Here is a 20,620-nt window from a genome sequence, read left to right on the forward strand (position 1 = left end):
AAACCGCAGCAAAAGCCATTGCATAAGCCAAAATTCCCTAAATTCAGCAAGTTAACCTAATTGTAAATGAAAGGAATAAAGCAGTCATTCTATTTTTTCAGTATAACGATTTGTTCTCAAGATCGAAGCCCAATGGGATGGTATACTTATCTTATGACCTGTTTCGGATTAGCCGTTGCAAAACTATACTTACGATAAATTGGAGGGTTCCTGAATGAATATGGAAAAAATCTACCTAATTACCGATATTCCCGGTTATTCACCCCAAATCAGCCGTTTGCTATCCATGATCAACTACGCCAGACACACTACCCTCGAATCTGTCAAAAATCTTACTGTGAAAGAATTGGATTATTTGCTGGATTCCAAGAGCAACTCCATTGGAGCTTTACTGCTGCATTTTGCGGCGGTCGAATACGCCTACCAAGTCTCGACTTTTGAAGAAAGAAAACTGTCCGAAGAAGAATTATCCGTATGGGGCGCCGCACTCGAATTGGGAGATGAAGGACGGAATAAGATTAGAGGCCATGATCTGGACTTTTACCTGGATCGGCTAGATGAAGTGAGGACAAGAACCTATGAATTATTCAAAACCGCAGACGATAGCTGGCTGGAGCGGGAAAAAACTTTCTGGTACAATAAGCCGGCCAATTATTATTTCATGTGGTATCACGTTTTTGAAGATGAAATCAATCATAGGGGTCAAATAAGAATGATCGCAAGGAGACTCAAGGGTTAACACAATTAGATCAAGCTCTCCCCAATATTCCGCACCATCCATCCGGGCGCTTAAAGATATACAAATCTTAGCAGCCCCATCCCCAACATAATGTAATATATATATTGAATTTTGTTTTATATATGTTACAATTCCTTTTAGAGGAGGAGACAATGAGTGTGGATAATCGAGTAAGAATAGCCCGTGTTCAAATGAACATGACTCAACAGCAATTAGCCGAAAAGACCGGAGTGACCCGCCAGACCATCAGCTTGATCGAAAAAGGGAAGTACAACCCTTCCTTAAATCTATGTCTGGACATATGCTATGCCGTTAATAAATCGCTGGATGAATTATTTTGGAAAGAAAGGAAGGATGGAGAATGAAAATTAAAGACGAGCGGTTGACCCTTCAAGGGTTAAAAAATATTCGCATCGCCTTTGGCTTCCAAACCTTATGTATATTGGGGATTCTGGTTTATGACGGGATCGTTAAAGGGATTACTCATATTACAGATAATCCGTTATGGTTGGTTGTCATTGGCACCGGGGTTATTTTAGCGTTCTTAAATTTAAGAATATCGCTGGATGTGGAAGAAACGAAGAAGAACAAAAACAAGCGAGAAGCTTCTTATGTCCAGAAAATCATTCTGGCTTTGGCCATAGGAGTCATCTTTGGTCTGATTACCTATCTGTCTCCCGGGGGCACACTGGAACAGGCTTTAATTATTGGGGGGGTCCTGTCCGCATGCTTCCTGCTTTCCTACTCCGTTGTCCACTACTTGAGAAAACAACGTAGTGAGGACGACGATTAACTTGATGGCAGGAAAATACAGCCAGCTTGTAGAATAGGCTACGAAAGATGCATCATGGATTCAGGATATCAACTTGGAGGAGGCCTCCCCATGTTCAAAGAAAAGATTCCCTGGTAATGCCGAGGCCCACCTTGCCTCACTCTCCTCTGATGCTCAGGCGGATAACTAATGGTGAGAGGGTGGACACAGTGTGGTATAGAAAGCTGGATTGGAAGGAACTTCGTTTCGGAGTTGAAATCGAATTTATTGGAGTCGAGTTTCCGGACCAGGTGGACTTGCTGCCAGGCTGGGAAATGTCCCTGGACGAAAGGCAGATAGATGAAACCGGAATGGAATCGGGAAGTGAGCTCAAGCCTCCCCCTTTGCACTGGGGAGAACGAGAACAAATTCGCGAAATGCTGAATCGGTTGAAAATGCATGGGGCTACCGCCAACTGGAGCTGCGGATTACATGTTCATATCGGTCTGGAGCCGTGGGGACTGCCGATGGTTATGGCCTTGCTGGATACCGCTCTGGCTGTTCAGGAAGCTTTACAAGGCTTGCTGCGCACAAGTGAGCACCGGCGGATCTATTGCCCTCCGGTTACTGATGAAATGAAGAGACGTTATATGTTATGGCAGGAGCGTTCCGCGCTTCGCTATCAGGGCCGGCCCCAATCCCATCGCTGTGGATTGAATATGGCTTCATGGTTCGATATAGGAACCGTCGAAATTCGGTACGCTAACGGGTCCTTGGAATATGACGAAATCATTCGCACGGTCGAGCTTTGCTTGCGCTTCGTCTCGGCTGTAGGCGCAGGAAGCGAGCTCCCTGACGACCCGGTTCGGCTTGCACTCGCACTGGGGGCTCCTGCCGAAGGATATCCGCCTCCCGCCACCCCTCCACGCTGGTACATGGAAAGAGTTTGGCTGGAGGAGGCCCTGATTCCGGTATTCGCTCCAATGGCGGAACGTCTGGTCCCGGAGGGTGAAATTCACCATATTCTGCCGGTTCCGGAAGGGATTCTGGTCGCTATTGAGAATCAAGAGGGGAAACTGCATAAGTATACCTTCCGCCCCTCCGGCACAGGATGGGAGCTGTTGACTTAACTGCATTTGCGTGCTGCTTAAAGGCGGCACGCCCGGCCTAGCCTTCAAAGGACCTACTCAGAACGAGAGCTCGCTTCCGCAGCTCTCGTTCTCTGTGCACAGGGTCTTGTCTGTAGGCGTTTTTTATATTGCATCCGCATGCCAGCGCCGCTGCGCACACCGGGGAATGCGCGTTCACCAACAAGACTTTCGGTGATCCGCCAAACCATGATTCTTAAACCAAGCATAGAGCAGGCACGCCTGTCTACAGCAAATGATAAATGGGCCGCTCCTCCAAAAACGGAGCTACCCTATTGGCGCAAAAGGAAGGCAGCCGCTCCCGCATCCAAGGATGGACCGAGGTATTCATCATATGGAATGAATAATAACCGAAAATATTCAGCAGCATGAAGCCTTCGAGCAGCTTCATCGTATCGCCGCCGGAGGAAGGGAATTCCGCGGCATAGCCTTCCATGAAATCATCCCGCCGCTCGGACGGGACGCTGAGCACACCGCCGGCCGCATCATACAAAAAATAACCGTAGCCGTACAGGCAGTAATCTATCAAGGTGAAGCCTTGATGGGTCACGATGACATTGGCCCGGTTAATGTCGGCATGGATGATGCCCCATGTGTCGGGAGCCGGCGGATAGCCGCGAAGCCGCTCGTTGATGAGCTGGAATGCTTCGCTCATCCTGCCGAAATCCGCCGGCGCAAATATGCCGCGCTCCCGGCCGTAGGCCAGTCGTTCCAGCATCGCCTCGTTCTCCGTAATGCCGGCGTAAGCGGGCCTGCCGCTGGCCGGATCCGGCGTGTATCCGCTCGTGAAGCGGTGCAGCATGCCGACCTGGCCTCCGTATCGCAGAGCTGCCTCTCTCGGCGCAAAATCCTCAGGCTGCGAGTCTCGCCCCTCCAGCCATTGCAGCATCGTGCAGTGAACAGCCCCGTCCCCGTTCCTCATCCGGGTGACAAATTCTCCTTCACGATTACGGACAGGCTTCTGCACGTTCAAGCCGGAGCTCTCTCCCAGCGCCTGCAGCAGCTCCATCCCCCCATTCAGTCCTGGCTTGGAATGCTGCAGGCCGTGAAGCCCGGTGTGAACGGGCTTATGGATCCGCAGAAGATAGGATACACCGCTGGAGCCATCCGTGATTTTGTAGGTCAAATTTTCATTGTGGCGAATAAAAGCAATTGTTGGAGAGGGTACCTCGTAATGCGACAACGCGTCGGCCGCAATGGCCTGATGATCCATCTTTATCGTCCTTTCCCTTTGGCCCATGCAGGCTGCCTGCGGCCATCATTTTCCTGCTCATCTAGCCTCACCCGATGATGTCATTGTCTTCTCGAATCGTCTGCTTCGGCTCGTCGTGACCAGCCGGCCGCCCGGGGAATACGTATCTTGCCGTCTGCTTTTTATCACGGAATTCTATTGCTCGGCTTCCAGCCAAATCCGGTAAAGCTCATCCAAGCGCTGTTGAAGCTTGGCCCTTTCCTCGAGAAGCGGGTTCCATTCTTCAGCCGATTCCCAAGTCAAGGAGGCCAGCTGCTCATCCAGTGCCTGAATACGAGATTCCGCTGCAGAAATCTCCCGTTCCCACTCTTCAGGCGAATCCGGCGGGCGTCCCCCGGGGAGGGAAATTCTCCGACTCGCCAAGTGAGCGGCCCTTGGGCTTGCGGGGAGAGAAGCCCCCGCCTTCTTCCGGCCGCTTGCCTCAGCGCTTCCGTTGGCTCCCCGCCGGGAACTCGCCCCCGGTTGGCCTCCTTCGGACCGCCGGTCTTCCTTGGCAGGCTGCTTAACCATTGGGGCATCCCTTACAGCTGCCCATGCCGCCAGCTTCTCCCGGTACTCATCATAATTCCCTTCATGAACGGTGATAGCCCCTTGCTCCAGATTCCATATTTTACGGGCCATCCGATTGATGAAGTACCGGTCATGGGAAATGGCAAGCAGCGTTCCGGGGAAATCCTCCAACGCCTCCTCCAGCGCTTCCCGCGAATCGATATCCAGATGGTTGGTCGGCTCATCCAGCAGCAGCAGATTCGGCTTGCGGAACATGAGCAGCGCCAGCCGCAGCCGGCTCCATTCTCCACCGGACAGATTAGCTACGCGTTTGAACACATCCGCTCCATAGAACAGAAATCGGGCCAATTCTCCCCGTGCCTTGCCTTCTTCCATAGCGAGCTCTTCGCGAAAATATTGCAGTACGGTCTTATTTTCCGCCGGAGGGGCTTCCTCCTGCGCCAAATATCCAATTTGCACACGCGATCCGATGCGGATTTCGCCTTCATCCTGCTCGGTCTGCTGGAGCAGCAGCTTGAGCAGCGTGCTCTTGCCCGCCCCGTTAGGGCCAATCAGAGCGACCTGCTCGCCATACAGAAGCAGGGCACTCGCCCGGCTCAACAGACAGCGTTCGCCATAGGCTTTGCTTACCTTGTCCAGCTCAAGCACCTGACGGCCGGAACGGTCTTCCTGCTGCAGCTGCAAGTCCATCGCCCTGCGCTCCAATATCGGCCGCTTCAGCTTCTCCATCCGATCCAACGCCTTCTGCATAGAGGCCGCTCTCCGATGAAACGAAGGATTAGGAGGATTGGCGCGATTGCCCCATTCGATCAGCTGCTTAATCGTTTCCTGCATTTTTTTGATCTTCTTCTGCTGCTCCTGATAATCCGCGAACTGCTTGAGCAGGCGGGCTTCTTTTTCCTGCTGATAGCCGCTGTAGTTGGTGAAATAGACGATGGCTTCACCGTCTTCGATCTCGATCATCTTGCCCGCGACTTTGTCCAGAAAATACCGATCATGGGATACCACCATCACCGTGCCGGAATACGAGCTCAAGAACGTTTCCAGCCATTCGATGGCGTTCATGTCGAGATGGTTGGTCGGCTCATCCAGCAGCAGAAGATCCGGCTGCGTCAAAAGCAGAGAAGCCAGACCCACCTTCGTTTTCTCCCCTCCCGACAACGATGCGAAGGGTCGGTCATATTGGTCGGAGGCCACGCCCAATCCAGCCGCTATCCGTTGGATGGATGCCTCCATCTCATAGCCCCCGCCCTGCTCGAATTGCTCCAGCAGCTTGCCGTATTTCTCCAGCAGGGCGCCCAGCATCCTCTCATCCGCAATGACGGAAGCGTCAGCCATCCGGACCTCCAACTCCTTCATTTCCGCTTCCCATTGCTTTACATCCTTGTATGCCGAAGCCAACACGTCGTAGACGGTCTGGCCTTCTTGATCGGCCGGAACCTGATCCAGCAGGCCGACCTGAGTTCCCTTGCGGATAAAAATCTGACCCTGATCGGGTGCCAAGGCTCCCTTGAGCAGATGAAACACCGTCGTTTTGCCCGTTCCGTTACGGCCGATCAGGCCGACCTTCTCTCCTTCTCCCACTTCAAAAGAAACATCCGACAGCACCTCGTTGGCGCCGTAATATTTTTGCACATGCTGAAAGCTTACAATCATCGTGATCCTCCTCCGGGCAGCCGACTCCCCGGACCGGAACCTATGAACCCCGCAACTCAAGCCTGCATCTTTCATCCAGCTTCGCTTGCGTATGGGGGGATCTAAAGCAGCCTAAACAAAAAAGACCACAGGGAACACTTCCCTGCAGCCTCAATGTAAAAGATAACCCGTTCAGGTCAAGGCAGGAGAGTCTTTCGCCAAATTGTCGTATTCGTATAAGCCAAAATAGACAGACGTATCCCGTTGCAAGATTTCAGCATGAGTAATGCCAAATAACGCCATCGGCAATTGGCTAATCCGCAGTACGGCAACATCACGATTCATCTCCTACCTCACCTCCTGTCAACTCTTCGAACGAGAAGAGTCCATAATTAGTTAACATTATATCCCAATGAACATGATTCGTAAAGTTCGCAGCGTACATTTTCCTAAATTAGAAATTAGCTCCTGGCGAATCGCGGGAGTTAAGGATAATTTAAGACAGAATTTCTGACGGCTTAAGAAAGAAAACTTATAATAAAGTAGTGCAAAAGCAAAGTCTCTCGTTTAGAAGCAGAACGGCCCCGGAAGTCCAATTTTTACAAAATTAGACTAAATGCAAAGTTATAAAACATAGCAGGTTAGAAATAGAGGCGGTGATTTTATGTATTCTCAAATAAGCGCACCTGAGCAACGTTTATCCAAGGATGCGGTCAAAGTATGGATCCTGAGTGAAATGATTACGAATCTAATCGTGCTCATTATTATCGGGGTTTTATTTTACCTGGACTATCGTTTTTCCTGGAAAGAATGGGTTGGCTGGATTCTGATAGGGGTGACCGCGATCTATGTGCCGGCAGCCGTCTGGTCATTCATCAGCCCGTTCCTGCTGTATAAAAGCTGGCGCTATGATGTGAATGAAGAGTTTATCCAATTAAAATCAGGTGTATTAAACGAGAGGCATGAGCTTGTCCCGATGACCAAAATTCAATCGGTGGCAACCAAACAAGGGCCGTTACTTAGAAAATACGGACTCTGCTCCGTTTCCATTGAAACGATGGGGTCTTCTCACTCCATTCCGGCTCTCTCTAAAGGGGTCGCTATCCAATTAAGGAATCAGATTGCGCAATTTGCCAAGCTCAAGGAAGTGGAACAATGACAAAAGCCAAACGATACCATCCGCTTACCCTTCTTTTGGATCTTTGGAAATTAATCCGGAACTCCATTGTCTTTGCCCTTTTTTTATTCGTGATCAAAGCCGGCTCGGATTCGCATTTCATTACCTTTGGCAGGATTATTTTTTTGCTGGTTATCGGAATTTCCCTTATTTCCATCCTCTTGAAATGGTTCACCCATAAATACGAACTCGATGACAGGTCCTTTCATCTTTACAAAGGAATTATCAATAAATCAGAACAAACCATTCCTTTTTCCAAAGTTCAAAACGTCAATCGTCATACTTCTTTATTCCATCAAATTTTTAAAATGACTTCTATTCATTTTGAAACTGGAATGGCCGGGGAGGAGGCCACGGTGGAATTCAAGGTCATTCCTCCAACGGAAGCCGATCGAATGGAAGCGCTAATAGCAAATGCTAACCGGGAGGAACGGACGGATATTCAGGCGGGCCATGATATAAAGCCGGCCCCATCTAAGGCAGGTGCAACCAATCGGATCATTCATTTTGAACCGACAAAGAAGGACATTCTAAAGGCGTCCTTTACCTCTTTAAGCTTTTTGGTTCTGATACCTTTAATGGGTTCTGTTTATTTTAAAATCAATGAAGTTTTTCATATAGAGGAAAAAGCCGTAGGGATGTTTAGGAGTATCCTGAGCTCTTGGTGGATGGTGACGATCATCATCCTTATTCTCGGTATGGCTTCTACCGCTTTCGGAATTGCGCGGACCTATATCAAATATGGAAAGTATCAAATCTCCACTGATCCAGAGCGTATCTACATTACCAAAGGGGTAGTCGATGAAACCGCCTTTTCCATTTCAAAAGATAGGGTGCAGGCCGTCGAGATAACACAATCTCTGTTGAAAAGATGGCTCGGACTGGCCGAAGTAAAGCTAACCAGTGCAGGCAGTTCCGGGGAAAATTCGCTTGAAATCAACTCTCTCTATCCTTTTCTCCCTGTTAGACGGGCCTATGAATTGGTATCGGAAATTTTACCAGCTTATAAAGTGACACAGAAGATGATGCACCTCCCGACGAAATCCTTGGGGCTGCGCTTGTTGCGGCCAAGCTGGATCTGGATCATCGCAACGGCTGTCCTTTTTTATTTCAAACCAGCTCTTTTAAAAGTGGAGCAAGCCTGGTGGATTCTGTCTGCGGCCCTGCTCATTCTTGTTGCGGCAGCGAGATTGCTGGATTTCTTCAACACACGTTACATTTTGAACGATCACTTTATTCAATTTAAAACCGGCAGTCTGGCTACCTCTTTATTCGTGTCCAAACGGGACAAGGTCATAGAAGTCCATGTAACCCGGAGCCTATTTCAAAAACGGCTGGGCCTCGCGTCGATCGAAACCATTAACCGGGCCAAACCGGTTCATCACGCTGGTGTGACTGATGTGCCCTTGGAGTTTGCTGAATCATTCTATACTTGGTATATGAGACGTAGAAATGAAATAAAAGTGGAATGATCATGTTGAAACTTTTATAAGCAGATTTGCGGCACCAAACGGTAAGTTATTTAAAATGGCCAAACGCGAGTCAAGACTCGTCAACCACCCGCCTGATCAAGAATATGCAAGAAGGCGAAGGACATGCAATAATGCATGTCTTTTGATGTAAATCGGCCAAATATCAAAAAGACGCGCAAATCTGCAGGTCATTACCGCTAAAAGCCCAAAATCAACCGAAGTCGATAATTTCTACTGCACAAATGCATGTCTTTAGCGTAAATTAAGCGGATTCCGCCCAAAGGCCTGCAAATTTGCCGGTCATTATGCTTTTACCGGTCATCCCCGGACACCGCACCACAGCACCAACCTCCGGCCGTCCCGGCCTCCCCCTTCACCGTTCGTTTTCTCTTCAACAGCACCATTCCGCTTAACAGAATCACCAAAATGATCCCGTCCAGCATTCCAACCATTCCAATTCCCAATAAGAATGACCCGATTAGAGTATAATTTCGCACGTCCGGCCACTCTTCCTTCCTGCATGGAAATTGCCGTTAATAGCCTACCCGACTTTTGGCAATCTACTCCAATGCTCCCTTTTGAATAAATAATGGAAAGGTTAATCAGAATAGTAAAATCAAGCCACTATTCTAAAAGAAGAAAGGACTGGAAACGGTATGGATAATCACGAAAACCAGCTTAACGATTCGCTCGAATATGTCCATCACGAACTTCAACGCGTGCAAACGATTGCGGGCACCTTATCCGCGGTCGAGACCCGGCACTTCAAGGATTTGACGAACCTTGGAGACGACCGGCTGAACCAGATCGCAATAGAGGAACAGAATGCCGCGCGTCAATTGGGCGAGGTCAAGCAAATATGCCTGTCTTTGGCCCAACGGGTGGAAGAGCTGAAGAACAACATGCAGCAATAGAACAGATACTACAGGAGAGCTGAACATGTTCAAATGGGTAAGCAATATCATTAGAAGTGCCGTCAATGAAAGCGTGGATAAAGCGATCGAAAGAATCGCGAGGGATCAGTATACCGAAAATCTGTTTGAGATGTTCCCCTCCACCAAGAAGGTCGGTCCTGTTCCCTTGATGGAGATTATGATGCGGTCCAAATCCGGTCTGCCGCCTGCAAGACCGCTGGGAAGCCATATCCGCTTTTCCCCTTGGGAGAAGCTGCTGTTTAATCCGGTTCATCTGCATCGATTCCCGACTCCGGAAGACGTTCAGATCAATACATCCGTGACCATAGGAAAAAAAGCCCGGAAACCGCTCACGATCTCCATCCCCATCATGATAGCAGCCATGTCTTATGGAGGAGCGCTTAGCAAGAATACTAAAATTGCCCTTGCCCGCGCAGCGACCAAGATCGGAACGGCTACCAATACAGGGGAAGCCGGTTTGCTTGAGGAGGAAAGAGAAGCCGCTTCTCTTCTCATCGGTCAATACAACCGCGGAGGCTGGCTGAATACACCCGATAAGTATACCCGTATGGATGCTGTTGAAATCCAGTTGGGTCAGGGGGCTCAAGGATCCAGCCCGCAGCGGACGGCTGCCAAAAATATAGGCGAGGAATTCCGGGAGGTGTTCGGCATCCCCGAAGGGGAAGATGCCCTCATCCATTCTCGTCTGCCTGGCGTGGATACGAAGGAGCAATTTATAGCCCTTGTCAAAAAGCTGAAGGAAGAGACCGGCGTACCGGTAGGGCTGAAAATAGCAGCTACCCACTTTCTGGAGGAGGAGCTGCAAGTCGCCCTGGAAGCCGAGGTCGATTTTATAACGCTGGACGGAGCCGAAGGCGGAACCCATGCAGCCGCTCCGATTCTGGAAGACGACATGGGACTGCCAACCTTGTATGCCGTTACGAGGGCTTCCAAGTTTTTGACACGCAAAGGAATGGCCGGGGATATAAGCCTTATTGCAACCGGAGGGTTAGTGACTCCGGGGGACTGCCTGAAAGCGATCGCTTTGGGAGCGGATGCCGTCTATATGGGGACGGCTGTTATAATGGCTCTGATCAGCGATCAGATGACGAAGTCATTGCCCTTCGAGCCCCCCACAAGCCTCGTTGTCTACAATGCCAAAATGACGGATCAGCTGGACCCGGACCGGGGCACCGAAACTTTGGTTAACTTCCTTAACGCCGCTGCACGGGAGATGGAGCTTGTGTGCTATTCCCTCGGCAAGACGAGCTTGACGGATGTGACCGCAACCGATTTATGTACACTCGATCCGTTTATGGCCAAGGCAACCGGAATAGAGCTCGGGTTCATTTCCCATGAGGAACAGGGACAATTTTTTGCCGGACTGGAGCCTTTCCTTCCGGCAGTACCAGGTATGACTAACACGGAGCCGCAGCCGCCGGCGGACGAACCAAGCCCGCTGCATTAGCTTGAAACATCGATATCAATTAAGGGACCGCCCAGGTTGAGATGGGACGGTCCCTTTATGATGACTGCTGCTTTAATTATCGCATGTAGTGAATGACCGGGGCCTGGCCATTTTCAGCAGCAGCTTTCAACGGCAAATCCCTCAAATCCCTCTTTCCCGTCATCTTTTGTTTGCATAATAGGCTGCGAAGGCAACTCAAAAATTTATGGCCAGGGTTAATCACCAGACCTATTATTTAAGGGAGAGCAGATATTGAATCAAGGCATCCTGCTGCTCCTTCGTAAATCCGGTGGTAGAATCCACCCAATGCTCATGGCCAATCCCGGCCACATGCACTTCCTTCAGCGCTTGCGATTGCTCATTGGCGACAATGACTTGCTGTCTCAGATCCTTATCGATCAACGCGCGCAAACTATTGGCCGGGTCCGGCTCGACTCCTTGCAAGAAGGTGCCGGGAATCCCCACTTGCGTAAGGTCCGGGCCAACGGCAACCCCTCCGTCATGCAGATACGGGGCTGTCCAGCGGAGCCCGATCAGCCCTTTGACCTTATATCCTCCCGGAGAATCTCCCCAGGCAAAGGCCAGCTTCATTTGCTCCGGATCCAGATGGCCGGTAGGGACTTCAAGCACCTTCGCATCACGCGGAACCGGAACCGGGGTATCCGGGGTAAACATCGTGGTTGGTCCAAACAATTTCTCCGTTTTCTTAAGCGCCTTGGCCCTGGACGGTTCCGTACCGATGATCGCGGACGAAATCACACGGTTGTTGGTGAAGGCTTCTCCGGCGTGGCAGGAAATACATTGCGCACGTTGAAAAACCGTTCGTCCCAACTCCAAGACTTCAGCATTCGTCTTCTCCTTGCGGTCAGGAGGTACCAATGTATTCTGATATGCCGCCATCCCGTTGACCTGCTCCCCTACTTTAAAGCCGCGCGAGCTAATATATAACCCGTCCGGAGCCATCAGTGACAAGTTGGGGAAGGACGGGGGCTTGATCATTTCATTGACACCCGGCGCCCCTGGAGTCGGATCTACCTTGGCAAAAAACTCCGAAGGCTTTAAGCCGCTTCGGGGATCATAGCGAAATTTGGGGTTGGCCGAATTCTGCAGCAGCGTCGCCAGATAGACCTCCTTGTCCAGACCAAACAATTCCGGGCTCGCTTCCACTTGTGCCAGAGAGTCCGAGTTCTGGGCATGCACATTATTGCTGAACGCGCTCAACCCGTGGAAAGGGCCCGCCGCGGCAAACCCGCTCCATCCATAAGGATGACCGCCCTTGGTGAAGGAATCCGGAATCTGGGACGGGTTGCTGGTCATATCGATAGTGGAATCGAAATTGCCCGGCGGCCATTTAACCAGATTCTCATCCACCGCCTTCTCCAGAGCAGCCGGGTCGGGCAGTGGGGCCGTGCGGTTGTCCGATGTCGGAACGGTCCGGTTCAAATCCTTAATAAATTTAGCGACGTTATCGACATCGGTATGTGTGAAATAGGCGCTGGAGTTAGTAGCCAAGGCAAGAACAAGGCCGGCATTGAGATCGGAGTTCGGAGCTCCTTCGATGACCTGCTTCGTTTCCCGGTCGACGGTGGCATGACAGGCCATACAGCTAATCCCTACCTTCAATCGGCCTTGCGAGAATTTGACCGGCATTCCCAAGGGAGCATAGGCTCCCTTGGGAACATCAATTCCCGTATCGACTTTATCGCCTTTTTTATAAACCTTGTCTCCTATGGTCGCATCCTCCGCCAATTCCACCCTTAAATTCGAAGTCCCTTGTCCTTTAAGCTTCATAATAGCCTTGGCCATATTTCTGATCGTCAGCGGACCGTCCACAATGCCAACGATGTCCGTCAGAAAAACCTCGTTGCCAAAGGTTTCCTTGTACAAAGCTTTCCTCCCCAGCTTCAACAAGGCCTCGTCGATCGGAATAGCCCCATTTTCGGAGGAAAGAAAGGGGCTTCCCGCTTGCATGGAATCGGTCTCCTGCTTCATAATGGACTGGCCCCATAAATCATATTCCTGCCCGCTCTCTCCCATCATCCGGGCTTTAATCGACGGCGGATTTACGACTTTGCTTGCCGGGGGAACATAGGCATATTCGGGCTCCCACCACAAAAGTAGAGCACACCCCGCGCCCAATATTAGAATGGGCAGCCCTATAAACAACCATCGCTTCCTTTTCATATATAACTCCTCATTGTCTCTTTGTCTCTGGTTAATACCATTCGTTGTATAGGCTTTCCCCAAATTTTGCAGCTATGCAAAGGTCCTCTATTCGGTAGCTGGATTGTATTAAAAATCATACAAGGACTGGACAAAGAGGCCTGACTACCCGCTATACTAGACTACAAGGGGGGAAAGGCATGAATGAACAATATCAACTAACAATGACGGAACGCGACGCAATTCTGGAACAGTTATCCGATGAGCAGAGGAGCTTCCTGGCAGACACTTTAAGACGCGGACGAAGAACGATATTCGCTCAGAAAATGGCTGCCAAAAAAGGAGCGCGCATTCCGGAAACCGCTACATATGAAGAAATCGAGCATCTGCTGGAGGATTGGATTTATATAGGCTATATTGATGCGGGTGTCCGCGATCCTGACTTAAGGTGTGAATGCGGTGCTTCCCTTCGCTACCAGCACCATGTGGAGAATAAAAGAGATGGCCGAGTGCTGAAGCTCGGCATTAAGCATCTGGAGGAGCATACCCTCATCGATGCCAAAATTGTTAGCCAGATCGTCAAAGGCTTCGATGCTCTCGATGAGGAGCAGTTTGAAGTATTAATTAAATTTCGGGACGGTTGGGAGCTCTCCGACTATTTTTCCCTGCCTTTTCCCGAGGGGTTCACATTGTCCAAAGATATGGCCAGTCATCTTCAAGTACAATTACCGCTGTTGGATAGACAATTAGTGAGGCTGCAAGAAAGCTTGAGGAAGTTTCGCGAGGATCAGCCGGCGGCTCCCGCCATTCCGACTGCCCATGCCCGGCCTTTGGTTGAGTCCGCTGCGAAACCTTACCAGGAGTCTCCGGCTGTAGAATTGGAGGAGGACTCGCAATTATCGTTTGATTTATTCGATATGGAGCAGAATAGCGCGTTTGCGGTTAGCCCCCGTACGGCTGCTTCGCAAGCCTATGATGCGGCGATTCCCGAACTGCCCGCACGTCTTCAGGGCGCTATTCGCGGCCACCTTCTCCAAGGAGTCCGCTCTACCCGCATCCTGTGTGAAATATTAATTCAGCATCATGGAGCGGAGGACGCCCGGTACATTACGGATAAGCCGTATATCTTTCCTCTAGTAGCCATGCATATCGACCGTAATCTCGTGCAGGAAGGAATTTGCCGTTTGGTTTCGAAGGATCACGAGGACCGAATCTATGAGTTGACCGGCTCAGACGGCCCATCTTAGTCCAACGTCCTGCATTCACATGAATCATCCAAAGCAGGACAGATCATTCCGGATTCGGCTGCTTATTCTAAATCATCCAATCGTTCCATTCCTCGCGCCGTTTATTAATCGAGTGCAGCCATTCTGTCGTTTTTTCCAGCAGCTGACCGGTTTGTTCCGACGAGGAGAAAGTGTGATTCGCTTGAAAAATCACTTCCTTATCGCATTGGCCAAGCGATCTCATCCAGAACATTTTCTGATAGAGAAAGCAGTAGTCGACGGGAACGTCTTCGTCCGCCGTACCGTGGATAACCAGCACATCCCCACTGAATCGCCCGGCTTCCTGAAAAGGATGCTGACCGGTCATCGACTCGAAATAATGGGAGGTCAGCTGGAATCCGTTATAATCGGATTTACCGGACTTGATCGCCTGCTCATAGACTCGATCGCCTACGATTTTCACAATATCGCTGAGCGGGTTAGCGACCGCAGCCCAGAGTACGAGTGAGCGAACGCGTTTATCCCGCGCCGCAGTAAGAACAGCCACCGCACCGCCCAGACTGTGACCCAGCAGAATAACTCTCTCCGGATCGACACAGTCAATCTCCAATCCATAGTCGAGCACCCTGCGGGTCTGATCGATTAAATCGGTTAGACCCTGCGCTCCATATTCTCCGCTGCTTTCGCCGCAACCAACGTAATCGAAGCGAATGACCATAAAGCCTTGCCGGCTTAGCTGACGGGCAGTCTTGACGAAGAGCCGATCGGTTCCCATCCGATTGCCAATAAACCCGTGGCAAATGATAACAAGCGGCCAGCGGCAATGATCCGCATCCTTCCCACCATCCCCCACCACCGGATAATGAATGGTGGCGGTCAAGGTCTCTTCCTTCCACTGCATCGTAAAATGACGCTCCATTCTGCGTCCTCCCTCTCCATAAGCTTCTGGTTGTCCATTCTCATCTATAATACATAATTCCCATCTGTTTACTATGTTTAATTCAAAGATACCATCCCTTTGAAAGAAAATCAATAGCTCCAGTGCTAATTCTCTTCCCACAAGATTATGTCTGCTCGTATAAATAAGTGAGAGTTCAAGAAGCCAACTTTGGGACACCCTCTACAAAAACAAAAAAACCACCTATTAACGGGAAGTTAATAGAATGGATAAGTCGCCCCTTGACCAGATAGGTTCAAGAGGCTCAATGAGTATAGCAAGCATGTCTTCATCGCTTGCCTGGATACTGGATAAAGGTGGAAATAACATCGGCGGGAACCGTATTGGATTCTGTCGGCCATTGGACTTTAGTTATCTCCCAAGGCGCCAGCCTGTTTCAATGCTCCCCTGAACTCCTCATGAATCTTGCCGTTGCTGGCCAACACATGACGGACGGACAGACTATAGGGAGCTCCTTTCGTATCCGTAATGGTTCCTCCCGCCTCCTGCACAAGCAGCGCCCCGGCAGCTAAATCCCACGCATTCAGACCGATTTCCCAGAAGCCGGACAGCCTTCCTGCCGCTACATAAGCCAGATGAAGCGCCGCAGAACCAGCCGTGCGTACATTCCTTACTTGCGGTACGATCGCCTGAAGTCCAATCATATTGACAGGCAGAGCGCTTCGATCCGCCGGAAATCCTGTTCCGATGAGGCTGTCCGACAGCCGCATCTCGTCAGAGACCCCCATCTTTTGTCCCCTTAGATAGGCCCCTTTACCTTTTTCCGCTACAAATAGTTCATCGCGGCACGGGTCATAAACAACGCCTACAATAACCTCCCCCTTGTAAGCTAACGCGATGGAAACCGAGAAGAACGGAAAGCCGTGCACGAAATTGGTCGTCCCGTCGATCGGATCGACAATCCATAAATACTCTGTATGCTGATGAGCCTCGAGAGCTTCAGCCGCCGCCTCCGGCCCCGGTTCAACCCCTTCCTCTCCCAAAAACGAATGATGGGGAAAATGAGTCATAATCAAGTTCCGAATAAGTGCTTCTGAACCCTTGTCCACTTCGGTGACGAGGTCGTGGGAGGACATTTTAGTGGCCAGCTTGGAATGCGCCCCGAGCTTCGTCTTAATCCATTCTCCGGCTTTTGCCGCTGTATTGACCGCGACAGCCGTAAAGCTTTTACTTCCTACCGTATACACTTCCCTGTCCCGGGTACTCAAGTTTTATCAACTCTTTCTATATTATTCATTAATCAAATTGGCATCCTAAGGCTCATTTATACTCATAAATCTAGTATATTCCATAATACGCTTCCATTACTAGGACGTTTCAATCAGGAAAGGCAATCTTATGCAAATTCCGCTCTATCCCACCAAAACTATTCTCCAAGTCTCTGTTCATTTCGCCCCATCCGGCCTTCGGTTCCGCCCCCATCTTAACATATCTGCCATAGGGCGGGCAAAGAGGACGAGAGTAGGCGGGAGCAGAGAAGAAAGCTCGATCATGCCAACCATAAAAAAAACAAACCTTTGCCCCTCGCCTATTAACAAAGCGCATCGGTTCGTTTTAAGATTCCATAACACTTTTGCCATGCGTAGCCACCGTTCCCACTTTACTTGAGGACTGGTCAACGCTTACCCGTCCATAGTTCCACTAGCGGACACGAATTCCTGCCAATTTCTAACGATTATCTTTCAGTGGCATCGTTTCTATGTCTATCCCGATGCCGGAATCAGCAGCAGCTATCACCTCTTATAACCGAAATACTTTGACCTTGCCATTCAATGAATCGGCGTGCTCCTTCAGTACCTCAGAGGAAGAGGCAATTTCCTGCATGACCGCTGTTTGCTCCTGTGTCGACAGGGCTACACGTTTGGCCCCTTCCGAGATCACCTTGACAATCTTGGCAATTTCTCTTGTCTCCTCCAGTGTGTTCTCGATCTGTCGCACTTGATCGGAGACAACCTCGGCAATCCGGTCCACTGATTCGGTGGTTTCGTTAGTAGCTGCCGTAATTCGGCTGAGAGCCTGCTTGACTTGTTCTCCTTTGGAGCTTTCCTGGTCGACCATTTGAACCTGATTAGTTATATTGGAGACTACATGAGCCACATGCTTCTGAATTTGCTGAATAAGCTCGTTAATACTGCTTACAGCCGAAGAGCTTTGTTCAGCCAGCTTGCGAATCTCTCCCGCTACAACAGCAAATCCGGCTCCATGTTCCCCTGCTCTCGCCGACTCAATAGAGGCATTCAAGGCAAGAAGATGAGTCTGATCCGCGATTTCACCGACGACAAGAGAGATGTTCCCGATTTCCACCGCATTGCGATCCAGCTCTTGTACCAGATCGATCGTCTGTTGATTGGCCTGAGTAAGCCCAAGCAGTCCGTTGACCAAGGAATGGACCACCTCTCCGCTCTCCTGAATAGCGCCAACCATGTCATGCGCCAGCTGCAGCGCTGAATTGGCTTTATCGCTTACATCTTCAGCAGCCCGGGTAATCTGTTCCACCGAGGTGAAGGTGCTCAGCGTCGATTTCTCCTGCTGGTCTACCCCTTGCGCTATATCATCGATCGTACTGGCAATCGTTTCTACCTGATGAGCGGCTTGGGTGATGGCTCCGCTTAGTGAAGCTGCGTTCTGATTAGTAAAGTTAACGTTATTGGATACTTCAGCTATCATTTGTTTTAAATTATCCACCATCGTATTGAACGAGACACTCAAGGTGCTCATCTCGTCCTTGGAGTGATGAACCGGTAAAGTAACCTGCAGGTTCCCCTTGGCCGCTTCGTTAACCGCTTCGGTCAGCTTCAGCAATGGCTTGATAAACCAGTTGGCCGCGAGCCATCCCAAGAATCCCGTCCAGAACACCCCCAGCCCTAATATTATGGAGATATATAACCAGTCCGACATACCCGAGGCAATGAAATCTTTGAGCACAAAAATAAACAAGGCACTGGTTCCATATGTAGTCAAGGATACCAAAGTAATACCCAGCACCATCTTTTTGACAATCCCGAATTTCATTTCTGCGACCACACTCCCAATTCATAAAATAGAGTTTATGACTTTTCTCCTATATTATCGGTAATTGAGAGCGAGTCTTGAATAGATTTACCTATTTTGTTCTGCGGTTAATATATTTTAATCCGTTTCGTCGGTCTCCCCTCCTGAAAATGGGGGCTGCTCCCCAATTCGGCCATAGGCTCGCCAGGTCTGTTCCATTCTTTCACGAATTCGGTTGATTAGCTCCAACGGTTCCTCCACCAGGACATCCGGACCGAAGCCCAAGCTCCCGCTCCAGATTGCACGCTTCGGAACTATGGGAGGCTGCAAATTCGCACTTGAGGTTGATGCTCATGTCAGCAGGGGAAATATCAGTTTTCATATTGTAATGGGGCGCGGTAAACACTTGTGGAATTCAGGTGCAAAAGTACCTCTTATTTCAACATTTTACCCATTTATGGAAATTCAAAGGTAAAAGTATCTCTTAATTTATTCAAATTTGTCAATTTTCAAAAAATCATGGAAATAAAGAGTATTTTTACACTTTAATCTCAAAATATTTAGACATTGGAGGGTTAAAGCGCATATTTGCGCCATAATTTCAATTTCCGACACAGGGGAACGAATTTGGGACGAATTTGAGTAAACCTCGACGGAGCAAAACTCGACATGTAGCCAAGCCCCATAATACCGGAGAAGTATCTAAGGAAACATGCTCCGGCGAAGAATCACTGCATGTAGTTTATTCAATCTCGATCGTGGCCTGATCCACGACTCGGACATTCGCCTCTTCCTTGAGCTCGTCCATGAGTTGGAACAAAGCGCCATCCTTCTTTTTCGCTTCGATCATCACATCGAGCCGCGGAGTAATAGCTGCAATAGGACGCAAAAAACCAAGCAGCTGATTCCGATCGACATAATCGGCATGCGCTCTCGGTTCTTTACTGCTCCTCGGGCTGGATACATGAATTTTGGGAGGCAAAGCAGGCAGCAAGCCTTTCTTCGAAGACCCGTTCATTCCCTTTCCGTCCTTGACGGGTTTGACCGCTGTTGGCGCTCCCAAAGGCTCGGCTTGCTTCCGCTCGGGCTCCCATGTTTTCAATATTCGTGGCCAGAAGTCCAAAATATCCGCGCCTCCGTCGTTCACCTGATGATGATGAATATCGAGCACCATCGGCACTCCCAAGCTTTCGCAAGCCGTCAGTGTTTCGAGGGCGGTATACGTTTTATCATCATTCTCCAGAGTAAGGCGGCGTTGAATCGAATCGTCCAGCCGGCGGAACTGCTCGATGAATCGATTCAACGACTGCTCCCTGTCTCCATAGGCGCCTCCGATGTGAATGTTGCATTTGGCCGTCTCGTCCAGTCCCATCGCATCGAGCATCCGGACATGCCTGCGCAAATCGTCCACAGAGCTCCGCACCACTTCCTCCCGGGGACTGCTTAACACCGTATAGTGATCCGGGTGGAAGCTTGTCCGCATCCCATTCTGCCTGACATAATCCCCCACTTCAGCGAATTTATCCGCAAGAATAGGAAAAGGATTCCAATCTCGCAGCATTTCATGGCCGATAAGCGGGATCAGTCTGGAAGAAAACCGATACATATGAATGTCATAAGCCCGGTTATGGCGCAGCAAACGGAGCGTATTATGGAGATTTTCTTCCGCGATTCTTTCCAGCTTGCGTACCGCTGCCTCCCGGTCGGGTAATTTGGCAAATTGGGTAGCAGTCATCGTTCGGGAAGGAGAGGCGTTCTTAACCACTACGGACATAGCGACATACCCAAAACGAACTATCAACGGGATCCCATCCTTTGACATTACGGATAGGTATAAGCTTCCCCTTCCTTCCCCGGGTTATTTGCGCTTGGGGAAGATCAGCGGAAAGATTAAGCTTTCCGTTCACCGAAGTACATTTCGTGAGCAAGCGCCGTCTGCACTCTGGCTTCTTCGTCCGTCAGCTTGCGGACCAGCTTCATTTCTACCGAAGTAACCTCGTTCCCCTGGAAATTAATTTCGGACACCGAGGCAAAGATCTGCACAATAGCGATCGCCTTGTTTTCCGGACTGTAGGCAATCACTTTCTGCCCAGTTGGATAGACCCGAAAACCGCTTTTTACCATCTTGGTCATGCCGTATTCCAGAAGCTCATACATTTCCTGCTCCGATTTAAACTTGCATACCGAATTGAACTCTGTCAGAAATCCCATCCGTA

General features: G+C 49.9%; 21 protein-coding genes. 9 read left to right on the forward strand and 12 right to left on the reverse strand.

Features of this window, described 5'->3' with window-relative positions:
• Window positions 1-220 precede the first annotated feature (220 nt).
• From KJS69_RS19235 to KJS69_RS19250, 4 genes are all read left to right on the forward strand, one after another.
• Window positions 221-739 (forward strand): DinB family protein, encoded by a 519-nt coding sequence (locus KJS69_RS19235; protein WP_374706678.1) that lies wholly within the window; start codon window positions 221-223, stop codon window positions 737-739.
• 152 nt (window positions 740-891) lie between these two features.
• Window positions 892-1,104, forward strand: coding sequence for a helix-turn-helix transcriptional regulator (locus tag KJS69_RS19240; RefSeq protein ID WP_213585406.1), 213 nt, complete (start codon window positions 892-894; stop codon window positions 1,102-1,104).
• Window positions 1,101-1,532 carry a branched-chain amino acid ABC transporter substrate-binding protein gene (locus KJS69_RS19245; protein ID WP_213585407.1) on the forward strand — a complete coding sequence of 144 codons (432 nt, stop codon included), beginning with the start codon at window positions 1,101-1,103 and terminating at the stop codon, window positions 1,530-1,532. Before KJS69_RS19240 ends, KJS69_RS19245 begins: the two co-directional genes overlap by 4 nt.
• 188 nt (window positions 1,533-1,720) lie before the next feature.
• Window positions 1,721-2,620, forward strand: a complete 900-nt coding sequence (locus KJS69_RS19250) for an amidoligase family protein (RefSeq protein ID WP_213585408.1) — start codon at window positions 1,721-1,723, stop codon at window positions 2,618-2,620.
• Between the two features lie 244 nt (window positions 2,621-2,864).
• Here the strand turns inward: KJS69_RS19250 and KJS69_RS19255 are convergent, their stop codons facing one another.
• The 3 genes from KJS69_RS19255 to KJS69_RS19265 form a co-directional block, all read right to left on the reverse strand.
• Window positions 2,865-3,851: a phosphotransferase enzyme family protein gene (locus KJS69_RS19255; protein ID WP_213585409.1), complete on the reverse strand. Its 987-nt coding sequence runs from the start codon at window positions 3,849-3,851 to the stop codon at window positions 2,865-2,867.
• Between the two features lie 174 nt (window positions 3,852-4,025).
• Complete coding sequence (gene abc-f / locus KJS69_RS19260; protein ID WP_213585410.1) at window positions 4,026-6,056, reverse strand: ribosomal protection-like ABC-F family protein; 2,031 nt, start codon at window positions 6,054-6,056, stop codon at window positions 4,026-4,028.
• Between the two features lie 171 nt (window positions 6,057-6,227).
• Window positions 6,228-6,380, reverse strand: coding sequence for a hypothetical protein (locus KJS69_RS19265; protein WP_213585411.1), 153 nt, complete (start codon window positions 6,378-6,380; stop codon window positions 6,228-6,230).
• 319 nt (window positions 6,381-6,699) lie between these two features.
• On the opposite strand from KJS69_RS19265, the gene KJS69_RS19270 reads away from it, so the two are divergent.
• On the forward strand, window positions 6,700-7,194 hold the full coding sequence (locus tag KJS69_RS19270) for a PH domain-containing protein (protein ID WP_213585412.1): 495 nt from the start codon (window positions 6,700-6,702) through the stop codon (window positions 7,192-7,194).
• Window positions 7,191-8,684, forward strand: coding sequence for a PH domain-containing protein (locus KJS69_RS19275; protein WP_213585413.1), 1,494 nt, complete (start codon window positions 7,191-7,193; stop codon window positions 8,682-8,684). The genes KJS69_RS19270 and KJS69_RS19275 overlap by 4 nt, the downstream gene beginning before the upstream one ends.
• Window positions 8,685-8,995: 311 nt before the next feature.
• Here KJS69_RS19275 and KJS69_RS19280 read toward each other — a convergent pair whose 3' ends face one another.
• Complete coding sequence (locus KJS69_RS19280) at window positions 8,996-9,181, reverse strand: hypothetical protein (protein WP_213585414.1); 186 nt, start codon at window positions 9,179-9,181, stop codon at window positions 8,996-8,998.
• 159 nt (window positions 9,182-9,340) lie between these two features.
• Between KJS69_RS19280 and KJS69_RS19285 the strand changes: the two genes are divergently transcribed.
• Together KJS69_RS19285 and KJS69_RS19290 are read left to right on the forward strand one after the other, a co-directional pair.
• On the forward strand, window positions 9,341-9,598 hold the full coding sequence (locus KJS69_RS19285) for a hypothetical protein (protein WP_213585415.1): 258 nt from the start codon (window positions 9,341-9,343) through the stop codon (window positions 9,596-9,598).
• Between the two features lie 25 nt (window positions 9,599-9,623).
• Complete coding sequence (locus KJS69_RS19290; protein ID WP_213585416.1) at window positions 9,624-11,066, forward strand: FMN-binding glutamate synthase family protein; 1,443 nt, start codon at window positions 9,624-9,626, stop codon at window positions 11,064-11,066.
• A 231-nt stretch (window positions 11,067-11,297) separates the two neighbouring features.
• Here the strand turns inward: KJS69_RS19290 and KJS69_RS19295 are convergent, their stop codons facing one another.
• Window positions 11,298-13,250, reverse strand: coding sequence for an electron transport protein (locus tag KJS69_RS19295; RefSeq protein WP_213585417.1), 1,953 nt, complete (start codon window positions 13,248-13,250; stop codon window positions 11,298-11,300).
• Between the two features lie 179 nt (window positions 13,251-13,429).
• On the opposite strand from KJS69_RS19295, the gene KJS69_RS19300 reads away from it, so the two are divergent.
• Window positions 13,430-14,476 carry a hypothetical protein gene (locus KJS69_RS19300; RefSeq protein WP_213585418.1) on the forward strand — a complete coding sequence of 349 codons (1,047 nt, stop codon included), beginning with the start codon at window positions 13,430-13,432 and terminating at the stop codon, window positions 14,474-14,476.
• A gap of 67 nt (window positions 14,477-14,543) precedes the next feature.
• Here the strand turns inward: KJS69_RS19300 and KJS69_RS19305 are convergent, their stop codons facing one another.
• From KJS69_RS19305 to KJS69_RS19335, 7 genes are all read right to left on the reverse strand, one after another.
• Window positions 14,544-15,374, reverse strand: a complete 831-nt coding sequence (locus KJS69_RS19305) for an alpha/beta hydrolase family protein (protein WP_213585419.1) — start codon at window positions 15,372-15,374, stop codon at window positions 14,544-14,546.
• Between the two features lie 386 nt (window positions 15,375-15,760).
• Entirely contained in the window at window positions 15,761-16,621 is an 861-nt protein-coding gene (locus KJS69_RS19310; protein WP_213585420.1) for an inositol monophosphatase family protein, read from the reverse strand.
• Window positions 16,622-16,798: 177 nt separating this feature from the next.
• Window positions 16,799-16,993 (reverse strand): hypothetical protein, encoded by a 195-nt coding sequence (locus KJS69_RS19315; RefSeq protein WP_213585421.1) that lies wholly within the window; start codon window positions 16,991-16,993, stop codon window positions 16,799-16,801.
• A 160-nt stretch (window positions 16,994-17,153) separates the two neighbouring features.
• Window positions 17,154-18,425, reverse strand: coding sequence for a methyl-accepting chemotaxis protein (locus KJS69_RS19320; protein WP_213585422.1), 1,272 nt, complete (start codon window positions 18,423-18,425; stop codon window positions 17,154-17,156).
• A 117-nt stretch (window positions 18,426-18,542) separates the two neighbouring features.
• The gene (locus KJS69_RS19325; protein ID WP_213585423.1) at window positions 18,543-18,689 is read right to left on the reverse strand and encodes a hypothetical protein; all 147 of its coding nucleotides are present in this window, start codon (window positions 18,687-18,689) and stop codon (window positions 18,543-18,545) included.
• A 457-nt stretch (window positions 18,690-19,146) separates the two neighbouring features.
• Entirely contained in the window at window positions 19,147-20,205 is a 1,059-nt protein-coding gene (gene uvsE / locus KJS69_RS19330; RefSeq protein ID WP_213585424.1) for a UV DNA damage repair endonuclease UvsE, read from the reverse strand.
• Window positions 20,206-20,294: 89 nt separating this feature from the next.
• Window positions 20,295-20,615 carry a hypothetical protein gene (locus tag KJS69_RS19335; protein ID WP_213585425.1) on the reverse strand — a complete coding sequence of 107 codons (321 nt, stop codon included), beginning with the start codon at window positions 20,613-20,615 and terminating at the stop codon, window positions 20,295-20,297.
• Window positions 20,616-20,620: the final 5 nt, after the last annotated feature.

The sequence above is a fragment of the Paenibacillus sp. J2TS4 genome, from assembly GCF_018403245.1.
In the GTDB taxonomy this organism is placed as follows: Bacteria; Bacillota; Bacilli; order Paenibacillales; family NBRC-103111; genus Paenibacillus_L.

Excerpts from the sequence above, each read along its gene's own strand:
- KJS69_RS19235 (WP_374706678.1), top strand. The coding sequence starts at position 221 with ATGGAAAAAATCTACCTAATTACCGATATTCCCGGTTATTCACCCCAA.
- KJS69_RS19240 (WP_213585406.1), top strand. The coding sequence starts at position 892 with ATGAGTGTGGATAATCGAGTAAGAATAGCCCGTGTTCAAATGAACATG.
- KJS69_RS19245 (WP_213585407.1), top strand. The coding sequence starts at position 1,101 with ATGAAAATTAAAGACGAGCGGTTGACCCTTCAAGGGTTAAAAAATATT.
- KJS69_RS19255 (WP_213585409.1), bottom strand. The coding sequence starts at position 3,851 with ATGGATCATCAGGCCATTGCGGCCGACGCGTTGTCGCATTACGAGGTA.
- abc-f (WP_213585410.1), bottom strand. The coding sequence starts at position 6,056 with ATGATTGTAAGCTTTCAGCATGTGCAAAAATATTACGGCGCCAACGAG.
- KJS69_RS19265 (WP_213585411.1), bottom strand. The coding sequence starts at position 6,380 with ATGAATCGTGATGTTGCCGTACTGCGGATTAGCCAATTGCCGATGGCG.
- KJS69_RS19270 (WP_213585412.1), top strand. The coding sequence starts at position 6,700 with ATGTATTCTCAAATAAGCGCACCTGAGCAACGTTTATCCAAGGATGCG.
- KJS69_RS19275 (WP_213585413.1), top strand. The coding sequence starts at position 7,191 with ATGACAAAAGCCAAACGATACCATCCGCTTACCCTTCTTTTGGATCTT.
- KJS69_RS19285 (WP_213585415.1), top strand. The coding sequence starts at position 9,341 with ATGGATAATCACGAAAACCAGCTTAACGATTCGCTCGAATATGTCCAT.
- KJS69_RS19290 (WP_213585416.1), top strand. The coding sequence starts at position 9,624 with ATGTTCAAATGGGTAAGCAATATCATTAGAAGTGCCGTCAATGAAAGC.
- KJS69_RS19295 (WP_213585417.1), bottom strand. The coding sequence starts at position 13,250 with ATGAAAAGGAAGCGATGGTTGTTTATAGGGCTGCCCATTCTAATATTG.
- KJS69_RS19300 (WP_213585418.1), top strand. The coding sequence starts at position 13,430 with ATGAATGAACAATATCAACTAACAATGACGGAACGCGACGCAATTCTG.
- KJS69_RS19305 (WP_213585419.1), bottom strand. The coding sequence starts at position 15,374 with ATGGAGCGTCATTTTACGATGCAGTGGAAGGAAGAGACCTTGACCGCC.
- KJS69_RS19315 (WP_213585421.1), bottom strand. The coding sequence starts at position 16,993 with ATGGCAAAAGTGTTATGGAATCTTAAAACGAACCGATGCGCTTTGTTA.
- KJS69_RS19320 (WP_213585422.1), bottom strand. The coding sequence starts at position 18,425 with ATGAAATTCGGGATTGTCAAAAAGATGGTGCTGGGTATTACTTTGGTA.
- KJS69_RS19335 (WP_213585425.1), bottom strand. The coding sequence starts at position 20,615 with ATGGGATTTCTGACAGAGTTCAATTCGGTATGCAAGTTTAAATCGGAG.